16 protein-coding genes are annotated in these 13,058 nt (G+C 71.8%); 5 read left to right on the top strand and 11 right to left on the bottom strand.

The genetic code is table 11. The features are described from left to right. The first annotated feature begins 6 nt into the window (after positions 1 to 6). From F0L68_RS10600 to F0L68_RS10590, 3 genes are read left to right on the top strand one after another with little or no spacing between them, the layout of a single operon-like run. A complete protein-coding gene (locus F0L68_RS10600) occupies positions 7 to 912 on the top strand; it encodes an NAD-dependent epimerase/dehydratase family protein (protein ID WP_149849333.1) in 906 nt (301 codons plus the stop codon). A 2-nt stretch (positions 913 to 914) separates the two neighbouring features. Then, the gene (locus F0L68_RS10595) at positions 915 to 1,589 is read left to right on the top strand and encodes a spherulation-specific family 4 protein (protein WP_188316496.1); all 675 of its coding nucleotides are present in this window, start codon (positions 915 to 917) and stop codon (positions 1,587 to 1,589) included. Between the two features lie 20 nt (positions 1,590 to 1,609). Further along, positions 1,610 to 2,533 carry an endo alpha-1,4 polygalactosaminidase gene (locus tag F0L68_RS10590; RefSeq protein WP_223198669.1) on the top strand — a complete coding sequence of 308 codons (924 nt, stop codon included), beginning with the start codon at positions 1,610 to 1,612 and terminating at the stop codon, positions 2,531 to 2,533. A 7-nt stretch (positions 2,534 to 2,540) separates the two neighbouring features. Here F0L68_RS10590 and F0L68_RS10585 read toward each other — a convergent pair whose 3' ends face one another. After that, positions 2,541 to 3,071, bottom strand: a complete 531-nt coding sequence (locus F0L68_RS10585) for a hemerythrin domain-containing protein (protein ID WP_149849330.1) — start codon at positions 3,069 to 3,071, stop codon at positions 2,541 to 2,543. Between the two features lie 99 nt (positions 3,072 to 3,170). Then, positions 3,171 to 4,379 carry an MFS transporter gene (locus tag F0L68_RS10580; protein ID WP_149849329.1) on the bottom strand — a complete coding sequence of 403 codons (1,209 nt, stop codon included), beginning with the start codon at positions 4,377 to 4,379 and terminating at the stop codon, positions 3,171 to 3,173. Positions 4,380 to 4,443: 64 nt separating this feature from the next. Here F0L68_RS10580 and F0L68_RS10575 point away from each other — a divergent pair, with 64 nt between their 5' ends. Next, a complete protein-coding gene (locus tag F0L68_RS10575) occupies positions 4,444 to 4,833 on the top strand; it encodes a MerR family transcriptional regulator (protein ID WP_149849328.1) in 390 nt (129 codons plus the stop codon). 21 nt (positions 4,834 to 4,854) lie between these two features. On the opposite strand, the gene pqqB is transcribed toward F0L68_RS10575, so the two are convergent. From pqqB to F0L68_RS10535, 8 genes are all read right to left on the bottom strand, one after another. Further along, positions 4,855 to 5,727 carry a pyrroloquinoline quinone biosynthesis protein PqqB gene (gene pqqB / locus F0L68_RS10570; RefSeq protein ID WP_149849327.1) on the bottom strand — a complete coding sequence of 291 codons (873 nt, stop codon included), beginning with the start codon at positions 5,725 to 5,727 and terminating at the stop codon, positions 4,855 to 4,857. Continuing rightward, positions 5,724 to 6,815, bottom strand: a complete 1,092-nt coding sequence (gene pqqE / locus F0L68_RS10565) for a pyrroloquinoline quinone biosynthesis protein PqqE (RefSeq protein WP_149849326.1) — start codon at positions 6,813 to 6,815, stop codon at positions 5,724 to 5,726. Before pqqE ends, pqqB begins: the two co-directional genes overlap by 4 nt. Then, positions 6,808 to 7,077 carry a pyrroloquinoline quinone biosynthesis peptide chaperone PqqD gene (pqqD, locus tag F0L68_RS10560; RefSeq protein ID WP_149849325.1) on the bottom strand — a complete coding sequence of 90 codons (270 nt, stop codon included), beginning with the start codon at positions 7,075 to 7,077 and terminating at the stop codon, positions 6,808 to 6,810. Before pqqD ends, pqqE begins: the two co-directional genes overlap by 8 nt. Next, the gene (gene pqqC, locus F0L68_RS10555; protein ID WP_149849324.1) at positions 7,074 to 7,778 is read right to left on the bottom strand and encodes a pyrroloquinoline-quinone synthase PqqC; all 705 of its coding nucleotides are present in this window, start codon (positions 7,776 to 7,778) and stop codon (positions 7,074 to 7,076) included. Before pqqC ends, pqqD begins: the two co-directional genes overlap by 4 nt. A 79-nt stretch (positions 7,779 to 7,857) precedes the next feature. Then, positions 7,858 to 8,001, bottom strand: a complete 144-nt coding sequence (pqqA, locus tag F0L68_RS10550; RefSeq protein WP_149849323.1) for a pyrroloquinoline quinone precursor peptide PqqA — start codon at positions 7,999 to 8,001, stop codon at positions 7,858 to 7,860. Between the two features lie 133 nt (positions 8,002 to 8,134). After that, positions 8,135 to 9,319: a polysaccharide deacetylase family protein gene (locus F0L68_RS10545; RefSeq protein ID WP_223198668.1), complete on the bottom strand. Its 1,185-nt coding sequence runs from the start codon at positions 9,317 to 9,319 to the stop codon at positions 8,135 to 8,137. Positions 9,320 to 9,446: 127 nt separating this feature from the next. Next, positions 9,447 to 10,208: a class F sortase gene (locus F0L68_RS10540; RefSeq protein ID WP_223198667.1), complete on the bottom strand. Its 762-nt coding sequence runs from the start codon at positions 10,206 to 10,208 to the stop codon at positions 9,447 to 9,449. Further along, the gene (locus tag F0L68_RS10535; RefSeq protein WP_149849322.1) at positions 10,205 to 11,623 is read right to left on the bottom strand and encodes an MSCRAMM family protein; all 1,419 of its coding nucleotides are present in this window, start codon (positions 11,621 to 11,623) and stop codon (positions 10,205 to 10,207) included. Before F0L68_RS10535 ends, F0L68_RS10540 begins: the two co-directional genes overlap by 4 nt. A gap of 341 nt (positions 11,624 to 11,964) precedes the next feature. Between F0L68_RS10535 and F0L68_RS10530 the strand changes: the two genes are divergently transcribed. Further along, positions 11,965 to 12,759, top strand: coding sequence for a Bax inhibitor-1/YccA family protein (locus F0L68_RS10530; protein WP_149849321.1), 795 nt, complete (start codon positions 11,965 to 11,967; stop codon positions 12,757 to 12,759). Between the two features lie 58 nt (positions 12,760 to 12,817). On the opposite strand, the gene F0L68_RS10525 is transcribed toward F0L68_RS10530, so the two are convergent. Next, on the bottom strand, positions 12,818 to 13,027 hold the full coding sequence (locus F0L68_RS10525; RefSeq protein WP_149849320.1) for a hypothetical protein: 210 nt from the start codon (positions 13,025 to 13,027) through the stop codon (positions 12,818 to 12,820). Positions 13,028 to 13,058: the final 31 nt, after the last annotated feature.

Below are 13,058 nucleotides of genomic sequence, written 5' to 3'. Positions count from 1 at the left end.
CAACGCATGCGGGTCCTGCTCATCGGGGCGACCGGCTTCCTCGGCGGACACGTGCTGGATCTGCTGTCCGCGACCGAGGGGACCACGGTGGTCACCGCGGGCCGCTCGCCGGTCGCCGCGTCCGCCGCGCATCTCCGGCTGGACCTCGGCGGGGACGACGTCGCCGGGATCGGCTCGGTGCTCGCCGAGGCGTCGCCGGACGCGGTGGTGAACTGCGCAGGGGCGACCGGTGGGGAGCCCGCGACGCTGGCCGCCGCGAACGCCACCGGGCCGGCGCGGTTGGCGACGGCGATGCTGCGGGTGCGTCCGGCCGCGCGGTTGGTGCACCTGGGTTCCTCGGCCGAGTACGGCAGGGTGCCCGTCGGCGTGCCGGTCACCGAGGACGCGCCGGAGTGTCCCGTCGGCGCGTACGGGCTGGCCAAGCTCGGCGGCACCCGCGCGATCGAGGTGGCCCGCGCGGCCGGGCTGGCCGCGGTGACCCTGCGGGTGTTCAACCCGGTCGGGCCGGGCTCGGCGGCGAACAGCCTGTCCGGCAGGCTGGTCGCCGAGCTGGACAGGGCCATCGCCGAGGGCGACGACGTGCGGCTCGGGCCGCTCGGCGCGGAACGGGACTTCGTGGACGCCCGCGATGTCGCCCGTGCCGTGCTCGCCGCTCTCGAAGCGTCCACAGTGGACGCTCCGGTGCTGAACGTTGGCAGCGGGTCGGCCGTGCCGAGCCGGGTGCTCGCCGCGCTGTTCACCGGCGTCGCCGGGTTCACCGGCCGGGTGCTCGAGGAGGCGGCGGGCTCGGCGCGGTCGGCCGACGTGCCATGGCAGCAGGCCGACCTGCGGCTGGTGACCACGGCCCTGGGCTGGCGGCCGGGCACCGATCTCGCCGCCTCGGTCCGGGATCACTGGTTGGCGACGAGATGATCGTGCCCGCCTATTTCCATCCAGCCGTCGCACCGGGGGACTGGGCGGCCGTCGCGGCAGCGGCGGCCCTGGTGCGACTGGTGGTGCTCAACATCGCCGACGGCGCAGGCGAACGGCCGGACTGCGTGTTCCTGCCAGCGCTGGATCGCCTGCGCGCCAGCGACATCCCGGTGGCCGGGTACGTGGACACCGACTACGGCAGGCGCGCGGCCGAACTCGTGCTGCGGGAGGTCATCCGGTACCGCCAGTGGTACGGCGTCGATGAGGTGTTCTTCGACCGGGTCAGCACCGACCGTGCGCACCTGCCGCACTACGCGGCGCTGGCCCGCTCGGCGCGCGGCCTCGGCGCGCGGGGTGTCGCGTTCCACCACGGCGCCTACCCGGCAAGGGAGTACGTCGAACACGCCGACCTGGTCGGCGTGTTCGAGGGAGACCTGGCCGACCACCGCGCCGTGGTGCCGCCGAGGTGGGCACTCCGGTGCGCGTCGGACCGGTTCTATCATCTCGTGCACGGCGTCCCGGACGACTGCGTCCAGGACACGATCGACCGGGTCACGCGGTTGGGCGCGGCGCACTTCGCCGTCACCGAGCGCGGCGGCGCGAACCCGTGGGACCGGCTGCCCGGCTGGTTTCCGCACCACACGAGGAGGTCGCGCGAATGCGCACCCGGGCACTGAGCGCTCCCACCCTCTTAGGTTTGACCCTGGCCTGCGCGCTGCTGTTGGCGGCCTGTTCCAGCGGTCACGACGAGGCGGGCCCGACCCCGACGAGCAGCGCGGCCAGCAGCACCGAGGACAGCGCGACCGGCAGCGGCAGCGCCGCGCCGAGCAGCCCGCCGCCGTCGAGCGCGACCCCGTCCAGCGCCGCGTCGACCCCGCCGAAGGCCGGCACCACGGCCGTTCCGCCGCCACCGGCGGCCGGCGCGCGGTGGATTCCCGCGCCGGGCACGCCGTGGCAGTGGCAGCTGACCACGCCGGTCGACCAGAGCGTCGACGTGCCGGTGTACGACGTGGACGGCGTCGAGGTGAGCGCCGCCGACGTGCAGTCGCTGCACGCCAAGGGGCGCAAGGTGATCTGCTACGTCAACGTCGGCGCCTCCGAGGACTTCCGGCCGGACAAGAACGCCTTCACCCCCGAGGTGCAGGGCAAGAGCGACCGGTGGCCCGGCGAGAAGTGGCTGGACGTCAGGAAGCTCGACCAGCTGCGGCCGATCATGGCCGGGCGGTTCGACCAGTGCCGGGGCAAGGGGTTCGACGCGATCGAGGCCGACCAGGTCGACGGCTACAAGTCCGACACCGGGTTCCCGCTCACCGACCGGGACCAGCTCGCCTACAACCGCATGCTGGCCGGCCTCGCGCACGAGCGCGGGCTGTCCATCGGCCTCAAGAACGACCTCGACCAGGTGACCGACCTGCTCGGCGACTTCGAGTTCGCCATCAACGAGCAGTGCGCGCAGTACCAGGAGTGCGACCGGCTGTCGCCGTTCATCCAGGCCGGCAAGGCCGTGTTCCACGTGGAGTACGAGCTGAGCAACGACAGGTTCTGTGCCGCGAGCAAGGCACTGCGGTTCAGCTCGATGCGCAAGAACCTGAAGTTGGACGCGCCGCGCTGGCCCTGCTGACCGGTGGTCACACCTCGGGATTTCCCGTACTGCGCAGGAAGTCCGGGGTGTCGCGGCGCCAGGCCGGCACGGACAGCGAGTCCAGCGCGGCCACGATTCGCTTCTCCTCGTAGGTGAGGTGCGTCTCCAGCAGTGCGGCCAGCGTGTCCAGCTCGGTGCGCACCCGCCGCGCCTCGGCCGTGTCCCTGCTGCCCCCGAGGCCGCCGAGCAGGTCGGCGAGCCCGCGCAGCACCTCGTTCACCAGGTGATGATCCCGCTCCAGCTCGGCAAGCACCGGCCGCAGCTCGGGGAACTCCTTGCCAAGCAGGGGAAACGCGCCGCGGTCCTCGCCGGTGTGATGCCTGGTCAGCGCCGAGCAGAAGGTCAGGCAGTTGGCGCGCAGGTCCCGCGGTCGCCAGACCTCGCCGTCGAGATGCCTTTCGACGTCCTCGCGGAGCCGGTCCAGCTCGTCGCGGAGCCAGTTGTGCACGTCGATCAGCTGGTTGCCGAACGCCCTGGCGCGGTCGCCGGGCTCGGTGGGCTCGGTGGGTGATGCCAATGGTCGTCCTGTGGTTCGACGCCTCCGTGCCCACGACGGCCTGTGTGCCGGGTACACCGCGACGCTGAGGTGGACCCCATCATCCGCGCGGACGGGCTGTCAAGCGCGCCTGGCCGGGAAACCGTGCGCGCGGGCGGCGAGCACGACGACCAGTACCGGCAGCAGCAGCGCGAGAACGGTCCAGGGGACGGAGAGCGGGCCGGGCCCGGTGAGCAGGATCCCGCCGACGGCCCCGCCGCCCGCTATGGCCGTGTTCCACAGCGTGACGAGCATGGCCTGCGCGGTGTCGCCCGCAGCCCCGCCCGCGTCGCCGACGGCGGTCTGGAGGAGGCTCGGCGCGCCACCGTAAGCGAGGCCCCACAGCGTCACCGCGAGGTACACCAGGACCGGGCTGTCGGCCAGCAGCGCGAGGACGGCGGCCGCGACGGCGAACAGCACGGCGCTGCCGATGGTGAGGACCCGCAGCCTGCGGTCGATGTGCGCGCCGACGATCCAGATGCTGGCCATGGAGGCGACGCCGAAGACCAGCAGCACCACGTCGATGGAGCCGCCCATGCCGAACCGGTCGAGGAACGCGGCGACGTAGGTGTAGAGGATCGTGTGCGCCAGCACGAAGACCAGCGTGACGAACAGGACAGGGGCGACGCCGGGAACGGCCAGCGTCCGCGCGATCGGGGTGTGGCCGCCCCGTTGCTGCCCGGGGAAGTCCGGGACCATCGCGCCGATCCAGCCGAGCAGCGCGACGGCGAGCGCGGTCATCACCGCGAAGGTCACCTGCCAGCCGACGGCCTTGCCGAGGAAGGTGCCGGCCGGCACGCCGAGCGCCAGCGCGGCCGGGATGCCGGTCATCACGATGGACACCGCCTTGCCCTGGAGGTGCGCGGGGGCGAGGCGACGGGCGTAGCCGGCCAGCAGCGCCCAGACCAGGCCAGCGGCCACCCCGGCGACGAACCTGGCGACCAGCGTCAGCGGGAAGGACGCCGACACCGCGGTGACCGTGTTGGCGACGGCGAAGCCGGCCACCGCGGTCAGCAGCAGGCGTTTGCGCCGCCAGCTCGCGGTGGCCGAGGACAACGGGATCGCGGCGATCGCGCTGCCGATCGCGTAGATCGTCACCAGCTGGCCGGTCGTGGACTCGCTGACGCCGAGGCCGGCGCTCATCGCGGGCAGCACGCCCGCGGGCAGCGCCTCGGTGAGCACGGTGATGAAGGCGGCGGTGGCCAGCGCGACGAGCGCCCGCAGGGGAAGTCGTGGGGTTACGGCCGCCGCGCCGGGGGCGGTGGACGGCTCTTTGCTGCGCGTTTCCATGGACGTATGCTCGAACCATCACATCCATGTGAGGGTCAACGCGACGAGACGTGAGGTCGGGCACATGCGGATCGGCGAGCTGTCGGAGCGCACCGGCACACCCCGCAGGCTGCTGCGCTACTACGAGGAGCAGACCCTCATCCTGCCCGACCGCTCGGCCAACGGCTACCGCGAGTACGACGAGCGCATCGTGGACCGCGTCATGCAGATCAGGGGGCTGCTCGACGCCGGGCTGCCGACCAGGATCATCAAGCAGATCCTGCCGTGCCTGGACAAACCGAAGGTCATCCACATCTCTGACGCGACACCGGAGATGATCGCCACGCTCGAACTCGAACGCGACCGGATGACCAGCCGGGTCAACTGCCTGACCCGCAACCGCGACGCCATCGCCGAGTACCTCGACGCGGTGCGCGGCGACGTCCGGTCGGCCGGGGCCGTCGCGCGGGCGTGATCCCGTGTCACAGCAGGAGTTTCACAGCACGAACTCCGTGCCGTCGGGCAGGATCTCGGCCCCGCCGAGCCCGGCGCGTTCCCCGGACGCCGGGTCCAGCGCCGGGTTGGTGTTGTTGAGGTGCGTGTAGACCCAACGCACGCCGGGATGGTTGGCCAGCCTCGGCAGGCTGTCGGTCATCGGGAGGTGCCCCATGCCGGCCTGGCCGCTCGGCCCGCCGGTGGTCGAGCCCAGCTCGCCCGCGCCGTGGAAGGTGCCGTCCAGCAGGACGCAGTCCGCGTCGGCGACCACCTCGTCGAAGCCGTCCGGCCACCCGCCAAGGCACGGCGCGTACACCAGCACGCCGCCGCCAGCGGGATCCTCGATCCGGTAGGCCACCACCCAGTCACCGTCCACAGTGGACGCGTACTTCGGTCGCTTGGCCCCGACCGGGAAGGCCGTCGCGCGCAGCCCGCCGGCCAGCGGCACGGCCGTGCCCGGCGGCGCCACCCGCCAGGTCCACGACGCGTAACGGTCCAGCATCGGGCGCACGGCGAAGTCCTCGGTCAGCGCGCGCAGCACGAGTTCCGGCGCGTGCACGGTGAGCCCGGATCCCTCGCGCAGCACCAACAACCCGAGCGTGTGGTCCAGTTCGCCGTCGGTGAGCAGCACGCCGCGCACCGGGCTCTGTCTCGGCCCCGGGCCGGGAGCCAGCCGCGCCGCGCCCGCCAGCTGCGTCCGGATGTCCGGGGACGCGTTGAGCAGCCACCAGTCCCGATCGTTGCCGCTGACCGCGACGCAGTCCTGGCCGCGCGCCGGCAGCGTCCCGGCGCGGACGGCGGCGCACGGCCCGCACGCGCAGTTCCACTGCGGCACACCGCCGCCCGCCGCCGTGCCGAGCAGCACCACCCTCACCTGGCCACCGACCTCGGCACCAGCGCGGGCCGGTCCGGCTGGTCGGCGTCCCGCGCGAGGATCGTCCGCACCAGCCCGTGGTCCGGCGACAGCGAGCAGACCGGGTCGGTCGCCGCCGCGTCGCCGGTCAGCTGGAACGCCTGGCACCGGCAGCCGCCGAAGTCCAGCTCCCGGCGCGCGCAGCTCCGGCACGGTTCGCGCATCCAGTCCGTGTCGCGATAGGCGTTGAAGGACGCCGAGTCGTACCAGATCTCGGCCAGCGGCCGGTGCTGGACGTTCTCGATCGGCAGGCCGTCGATGACACTGGCCGCCGGGCACGGCAGCACGGCGCCGTCGGGCGCCACGGTCAGCTGCCGGCTGCCCCAGCCGTGCATGCACGGCTTGGGGTGCGCCTCGTGGTAGTCGGCTACCACGTAGACGATCTCCATCCGGTCGGCGAGGCGCTGCTGCGCGGCCCGCACGATCGGCGCGGCCGAGGCGAGTTGCGCCCTGGTCGGCAGCAGCGCGGCCCGGTTGCGCAGCGCCCAACCGTAGTACTGGGTGTTGGCCAGTTCGAGGCGGTCCGCGCCGAGTTGTTCGGCCAGCTCGATGATCCCGCCGACGTGGTCGAGATTCGCCTTGTGCAGCACCACGTTCACGGTCAGCGGCAGACCGGACCGCCGGACCACCTCGGCCGCGACGAGCTTGCGATCGTGCGCCCGCGTGCCGGCGAGCAGGTCGGCGTTCGCGCGGTCCGCGTCCTGCACGGACAGCTGCACGTGGTCAAGGCCCCTGGCGACCAGGTCCGTCGCCACCTCCTCGGTCAGCGCGAGCCCGCTGGTCACCAGGTTCACGTACATGCCGAGCCCGCTCGCGTGCTCGACGAGCCGGGGCAGGTCGGGGCGCGCCAGCGGCTCGCCGCCGGACAGATGCACCTGGAGCACGCCGAGCTCGCGGGCCTCGTCGAACACCCTGCGCCAGGTGTCGGTGGACAGCTCCTCGTTGCGCCGCACCAACTCCAGCGGGTTGGAGCAGTACGCGCAGTGCAGCGGGCACCGATGCGTCAACTCCGCGAGCAGCCCGAACGGCGGCTCGGTGCTTTCAGCCATCGACCCGCACCACCCGTCGCCTGGCCAGGTCGGCCACCAGTTCCGCCACGTCCTCGGGCCGCACTCCGTCGAACTCCTCGGCCAGTCCCTCGGTGATCTCCGCGATCGTGCTGCTGCCGTCGCACCGCGCCAGCACGGCGGCGGCGGTCTCGTTGAGCACCAGCACACCCTCGGGGAACAGCACGACGTCGCTGTCGCGGGTCCGGTCGTAGGCGCGGCGCACCCCGGCCCGCAGGCGCGGCACCGCGTCCCGCGCGGTCATCCGGCGACCCTGCCGTGGTAGTCGACCGCGTCCAGGATCGCTTGCAGGACATCGCACTTGAAGGCGAGGGCGGCCACGGCGGCCTCCTGCTGCTCCCTGGTGTTGCTGTGCCGCACCACGATGTCCACAGTGGACTTTCCCTCCTCGGCGATCACGGTGAGCCGCGAGGTGAAGTAGGCGAAGCCGTCCTCGGCGATCCACGGGTAGTGCGTGCGCATGTCCGCGAGCCTGCGGCGCATCAGGCCCGGCGAGAACATCTCGGTCAGCCCCGAGGCGACCGACTCGACCCACGGCCTGGTGCGGGCGAAGGTCAGGTACGCGTCGACGGCGAACCGCACACCGGGCAGGACGTGTCGCTCGTCGCGCACCTCCTCCCGCGTCAGCCCGAGCGCCTCGGCCATCCGCAGCCAGTTCTCCGCGCCGCCTTCCCCCGGCGCGCTGCCGTCGTGGTAGACGATCCGGTCCAGCCAGTGCCGGCGGATGTCGGGCAGCGGGCAGTTCGCCAGGATCGCCGCGTCCTTCTGCGGCAGGCAACGCTGGTAGTACCACCGGTTCGCCGCCCAGCACCGGAGTTCGTGCTTGCTCAGGCTGCCTTCGTGCAGCCGCAGGTGGAACGGGTGGTCGTGCCAGTACCGGGGAGCCAGCGCGCGCAGCGCGGCGATGAACTCCTCGGCCTCCCATGGTTCGCGCGCACCGGACAACAGGTCAGCTCCTCGCTCGGACTCCACGGACGGGACGGCGGTCGCCGCCCGGGGCGCGGGCGGCGACCACCGCGAGGAACTACGAGGTGCGGGCCGCGTACGCGGTGATTTCCATCGGGGTGTCGATGTCGCGGAAGCCGGGCTTTACCCAGGTCTTGCGGGCCGTTCCGCGGCTCGCGGGCGCCGGTGCGGTCTGACGGCTGACGTTCTTCGTGACAGACATGCGCTACTCCTCGGATCACGTGCTCCGTGGGCTGGCGCGGCGGCGGGTCCTACCGTATGCCGTGGCAGCACCTCCGCGCTAGACCGTCTTGGACGTAGTCGAAAGTCGTCGGATGACTCGGAGCTCGGAGCGCTCAGTTGCGCGCGGCCGGCATCCTGCGCAGCTGGTCGAGCACCGCGGGATCCTGCAACTGCATCCACTGGATGACCTCGGTGTAGGTGGCGCACACGGTGTCCCGCTGCTGGCACGCCTCGCCCATGAACTGCTCGACGGCGTTGCTGAACGCGCTGCCGTTCCAGTCGTTGAAGTGGTTGCCGATCACCAGCGGGGCGCGGTTGCCGTTGAACGCCGTCTGGTACACCGAACGGTAGGTGTCCAGCGTGATCTTGGTGAACTCCGCGCTGCGCGCCGGTTCGTCGCGCGTCTCGTTCAGCGCGAACCAGAGGTTGTAGTCCATCATCACGACGTTGCGGCCGAGCGCCGGCACGCGCACCTCGGGCATCGGGAACTCCCACATGCCGTCCTGCACGGTCGGCCAGGTGACGCCGAGGGTGACCTGGCTGGTGTCGTAAACCAGTCCGTGCTGCCGCATGGCGGGGAACAGCTGCTTGAAGTCGCCCTCAAGGCACGGCGTCCTGCCGCCGCGCACCGTCTTCGGGTCGAGCGCGAAACCCTTCTGCCGCGCCGAGTTCACCATGTCGAAGAACTGGTCAAGCTCCGAGTTCCAGTCGGCGGTGTTCCAGTGGCCGACGCTCGGCTGGTCGTCGGCCTCGCAGAAGTGCCCGTTGTAGTGCGTGCCGAGCTCGTGTCCCTCGGCGAGCGCCCTGTTGAGGTACTCGATGCGGGTCGCGATGTCCTGCGGTGGCCCGCCGAAGTGGATGGCCGAGGACCCCTTGTCGTGCCCCGGCGCGACGTACCTGTCGGCGTCGCCGTCGGCGAGCAGGTAGACGCCGGACAGCATGCCGGTCACGTGCGCGTGCACCTGCTTCGCGATGGGCAGCACCCGGTCCCAGTGCTCCTTGGACGCGGCGCCGTCGAAGGAGAACAGCAGGAACTGCGGCGGCTTCTCACCGGGGTTGAGCTTGTGCAGCCAGGCGGGCGCCTGCCCGGCGGGCGGCGGCGGCACGGTCGGCGTCGGCGCTGGCGGGCCGCTCGAGGAGGGCAGCGGCACGGCGGGCGCGGTGTCCCAGCTGCTCTGCGCCGCCTGGCCCGGTCTCGGCTCGCGGGCCCCGAGCACCGCGAGCACGACCAGCACGAGTGCCAGCGCCACTCCCGTCGTCAGCCAGCCAAGCCGCTTGCCGCCCCGCAACCTCAACACCGCTACCTGCCCCGCCGTTCTGGGTGATGGTCGTCGCCCAGGTAGACGATTCGGCGCGGTGTCGGGTTGTCCGAAAGTGGCTATGTGTGACGGAGTTGGTGCGCTGGGCCACCGGTCGGGCCATCGGTCAGGCCACCGGTTGGGCGATCACCACCTGGTTCTCGTCGTAGCCCAGCTCGCCGCCGACCCAGTGCCCGCCGCAGGTCACCAGCACCAGGCGGTGGCTGCCGGTCTGTGCGAACAGCTCGCCTGCCCGGCTCGGCAGCTCGTTCTTGTGCAGCGTGACGACGCTGGAGATCCGGTAGGTGTACTTGGTTCCCTTGTCGTTGAGCACCGAGATGTCCTCGCCTGCCCTGGCGTACCACAGCTCGGCGAACGGTCCCGTGCTGCCGCGCCAGTTCACGTGCCCGGCCAGCACCGTCGCGCCGGCCTGCGCCTCGAGGCCCGCGCCCCACCAGGTCGCCTCGTCGATCCGCTCCGGCACCGGCAGCACGCCGTCCGCGCCGACCTCCTGGCGGACCAGCGTCGCCGTGCCGCCCTGCGGCAGCCGGATGGTGCCCGGCCGCTGCCCGGCCGTCTGCGGCGCCTGGACGGGTGCCTTGGGCTGCTGGGCGGGGACCTGGCTCGGCTGGCCCTGCGGCGCGCTGCTCGGCGCGGCGCTGCTCGGTGGGTTCCGGTCCGGTTGCAGACCGGTGAACAGCCCGTCGCCGACCGGCCCCGGCGGCGGGGGAGCGGCCACCGGCGCGCCGATCACCAGGTTCGGCGGCGCGGTCCACACCGCCCCGCCGAGCAGGGCGAGACCGAGCACGCCGAGCACCACCGCGCGGCGAGGAGTCCGCGAGCGGACGGGGTACCAGCTCGCGAACTCGTCGTGGCCGAGGCTCGTCACCGCTGCCCGGTCGCCTTCCGCCGGACGACGACGCCGACCAGCGCGGCGCCGAGCAGCACGAGGCCGCCGAAGCCGAACAGCCCGGCGGGCTCGACCGCGCTGACCACCGCGGCCCTGCCGACGGCCGCGGGCGGCGTGTCACCGGCCGGGATCGTGCTCGGCACGATGACCTTGTTCGGCTTGTTGACCAGCGCGAGCGCCAGCGTCTGGCCCGGCGTGACGGTGCCGCAGACCGACGGCGGCGAGTTCGCGTCGAAGGACTGCTCGTAGCCCTGCGGCGCGGCCGTCTCGATCAGGCAGATGTCCTGCGGCGTCTTGAGATCCGGCACGGATGCGGTGCCGTCCTGGCCGGTCTGCACGACCGACGGCTTGCCGTCCGGGCCGACCAGCGGCGTGCCGTCCTGCTTGACGGCCGGCGCGGCCTTGTCGGCCGAGGTGATCCGCAGCGAGACCCCGGCGATCGCGGCGTGCGAGTCGGCGTCGGTCTTGGCGATCTTCACGACACCCGGCGCGGTCTGCGCGGTCGTCTTGGCCTCACCGGGCAGCTTCGTCTCGCCGCCGGTGGTGACGATCTGCTGCACGGTCGCGTCGTTCGTGGGGATGTGCACCTTCGGCTTGTCGGCCGGGGCGTCCACGCTGATGGCGACCTTGGGGTTCGGGCCGGTCGGCGTGACCTTCACCGCCAGCGGCGCGCCGTCCGCGCCGGTCTTGACCGTCCCGGTGGTCGCCCCGCCGTCGAGCTGGGCGTCGGTGAGCGTCAGGTTGACCGGCACGCCGGCGACCCCGGTCTTGTCCGGCCGGTTGACCTGCACGGTCCAGTTCCCCGGCGTGCCGATCAGCTGCGGCTCCTTCGGCGCGGTGATCGACGTCGTCCACGGTCCGTGGTTCGTCGTCGCGTCGGCCTTCAGCCGCGCCACGGCGTCCTGCGCGGTCTTGGGCAGCGCGTTGAAGTGGGACGTCTCGTCGTAGGCGACCTTGTCGTAGGTCCGGCTCGGGTCGAGCCAGGACGGGTCGTCCGCGTGCGCGGTCCAGCTGTGCAGCAGGTGGGCCAGCGCGGCCGCCTCGTCCGCCGAGGTGGTGCTGGTGTAGCGCAGCAGCAGGTAGGAGATGTCCGAGGCGACCTCGGGCGACAGGTGCTGCCCCCACTTGGTCAACAGCTCGTCGCCGTCGTGGTACTTCTCCTGGCTGTCCGGGGCCTTGAACTCGAACCGGACGCACCAGACCTGCTTGCCGTCCACGACGTAGGAGCCGAGCCAGTCCTTCGCGTCCGGATTGTGGAAGTAGGGCTGCGCCGGCGTTTCCCAGCCGATGCCCTGCTGGGGCGCTGCGCCCGCGTTGCCGGGCATGGCCAGCAGGGACATCCCCGCAACCACCGACATGCCGGCCAGGCCGGCGACCAGTCGTCTCCACCCCATGGTGATATCGACTCCTCAGGTCCGGGGATCCCAGGTGCTGGTGGCCGATCGGTTCCCGACGAGCCACCCGTCGGGACGGCACCGCCAGCGAGCCTTGCGGGTAGATCCGGTTCCAACAAGCCGCCAGGGGGACGAATGCGCTGGTCATGATCCATTCCGCTGGGTGTCCTCGATTGCGCGTGCCCGGCCCGGACGGCCTAGGGTCGGCACGGATGGCGGCACGGTCCGCGACCCAGTGCTCACCGAGCGCGTAGGTAAAACTCGCTTTACTCGATGGGAACTGATCAGCGCCCAGCCGCGTTGAACCCCGTGACGGCGCCAGTACGCCCCAGGAGGATCAGGTGCGCACCACCAGCAATCCCGCGTTCCGCAATCTGCCGACCGGCGGCTACGCGGGTTTCGGCTCGCCCCAACAGGCGGCGGGGTACGGCTACCAGCAGCCGGCCGGGTACGGCGGCTACCAGGAGGCGCCGCCGGTCGCGGCCGAGCGCCCGATCACGATCGACGACATCGTCACCAAGACCGCGATGACCCTCGGCCTCGCCATCGTCACCGGCGCGCTGACGGTCGCGTTCCAGCTCTACGCGCTGGCGCTGCCCGCGCTGATCGTCGGCCTGGTCGTGTCGATGGTCATCATCTTCAAGCGCACCCCGAGCGCGCCGCTGGTGCTGACCTACGCGGCGGTGGAGGGCGTGCTGCTCGGCGCGATCACCGGCCTGTTCGAACACCTCGTGCCCGGCATCGCATTGCAGGCCATCGCGGGCACGTTCGGCGTGTTCGTCGCGATGCTCGTGGTGTACAAGACGGGCGCGGTCAAGGTCACGCCGAGGCTGACCAAGTGGATCATCGGCGCCACGGTCGGCGCGGCCGTGCTGATGCTCGCGAACCTGCTCGTCGGCCTGTTCGGCGCCAACCTCGGCCTGCGCGACGGCAGCCCGATGGCGATCGTGTTCAGCCTCATCGTGATCGGCATCGCGGCGTTCAACTTCCTGCTCGACTTCGAGCAGGCCAACGAGATGATCCGCACCGGCATGCCGGCCAAGTGGGCTTGGTGGGCCGCGTTCGGCCTGATGACCACGCTGGTCTGGCTCTACCTGGAGATCCTGCGCCTGCTGTCCTACCTCCAGCGCAACTGACTCATGCCATGAAGGGACCCGTCAGGACGCCCGTGTCCTGGAGGGTCCCTTCATGACGTCAGCGCCACTTGTCCTCGGGTAAGTCCAGGCCGACCAGGATCAGGCACGCCGTGCACAGCTGGCCGCCCTGTTCGCGGATCACCCGGCCGGGCGGCACGGAGTGGTCGCAGGCCGCCTCGTAGTAGCCGCGGTCGGTCTCGGTGGTCTGGTTGGCGGGAAACGCATGGCAGCGATCGTCGTACCCGCTCTGCCACCAGATGTACCGCATGAGCCCCTCCTTACTTACAAGTAGGGAACGG

It is taken from the genome of Solihabitans fulvus, from assembly GCF_008386585.1.
Classification (GTDB): domain Bacteria; phylum Actinomycetota; class Actinomycetes; order Mycobacteriales; family Pseudonocardiaceae; genus Solihabitans; species Solihabitans fulvus.
Note: the sequence above shows the minus strand (reverse complement) of the source record. Positions and strands in the feature narration are given on the sequence as shown.

Bases quoted from the DNA above. Each gene is read 5' to 3' on its own strand.
- pqqD (WP_149849325.1), bottom strand. From the start codon at position 7,077: ATGACCGCGCGGGACGCGGTGCCGCGCCTGCGGGCCGGGGTGCGCCGC.
- F0L68_RS10580 (WP_149849329.1), bottom strand. From the start codon at position 4,379: ATGGAAACGCGCAGCAAAGAGCCGTCCACCGCCCCCGGCGCGGCGGCC.
- F0L68_RS10575 (WP_149849328.1), top strand. From the start codon at position 4,444: ATGCGGATCGGCGAGCTGTCGGAGCGCACCGGCACACCCCGCAGGCTG.
- F0L68_RS10535 (WP_149849322.1), bottom strand. From the start codon at position 11,623: ATGGGGTGGAGACGACTGGTCGCCGGCCTGGCCGGCATGTCGGTGGTT.
- pqqA (WP_149849323.1), bottom strand. From the start codon at position 8,001: ATGTCTGTCACGAAGAACGTCAGCCGTCAGACCGCACCGGCGCCCGCG.
- F0L68_RS10525 (WP_149849320.1), bottom strand. From the start codon at position 13,027: ATGCGGTACATCTGGTGGCAGAGCGGGTACGACGATCGCTGCCATGCG.
- pqqE (WP_149849326.1), bottom strand. From the start codon at position 6,815: ATGGCTGAAAGCACCGAGCCGCCGTTCGGGCTGCTCGCGGAGTTGACG.
- F0L68_RS10600 (WP_149849333.1), top strand. From the start codon at position 7: ATGCGGGTCCTGCTCATCGGGGCGACCGGCTTCCTCGGCGGACACGTG.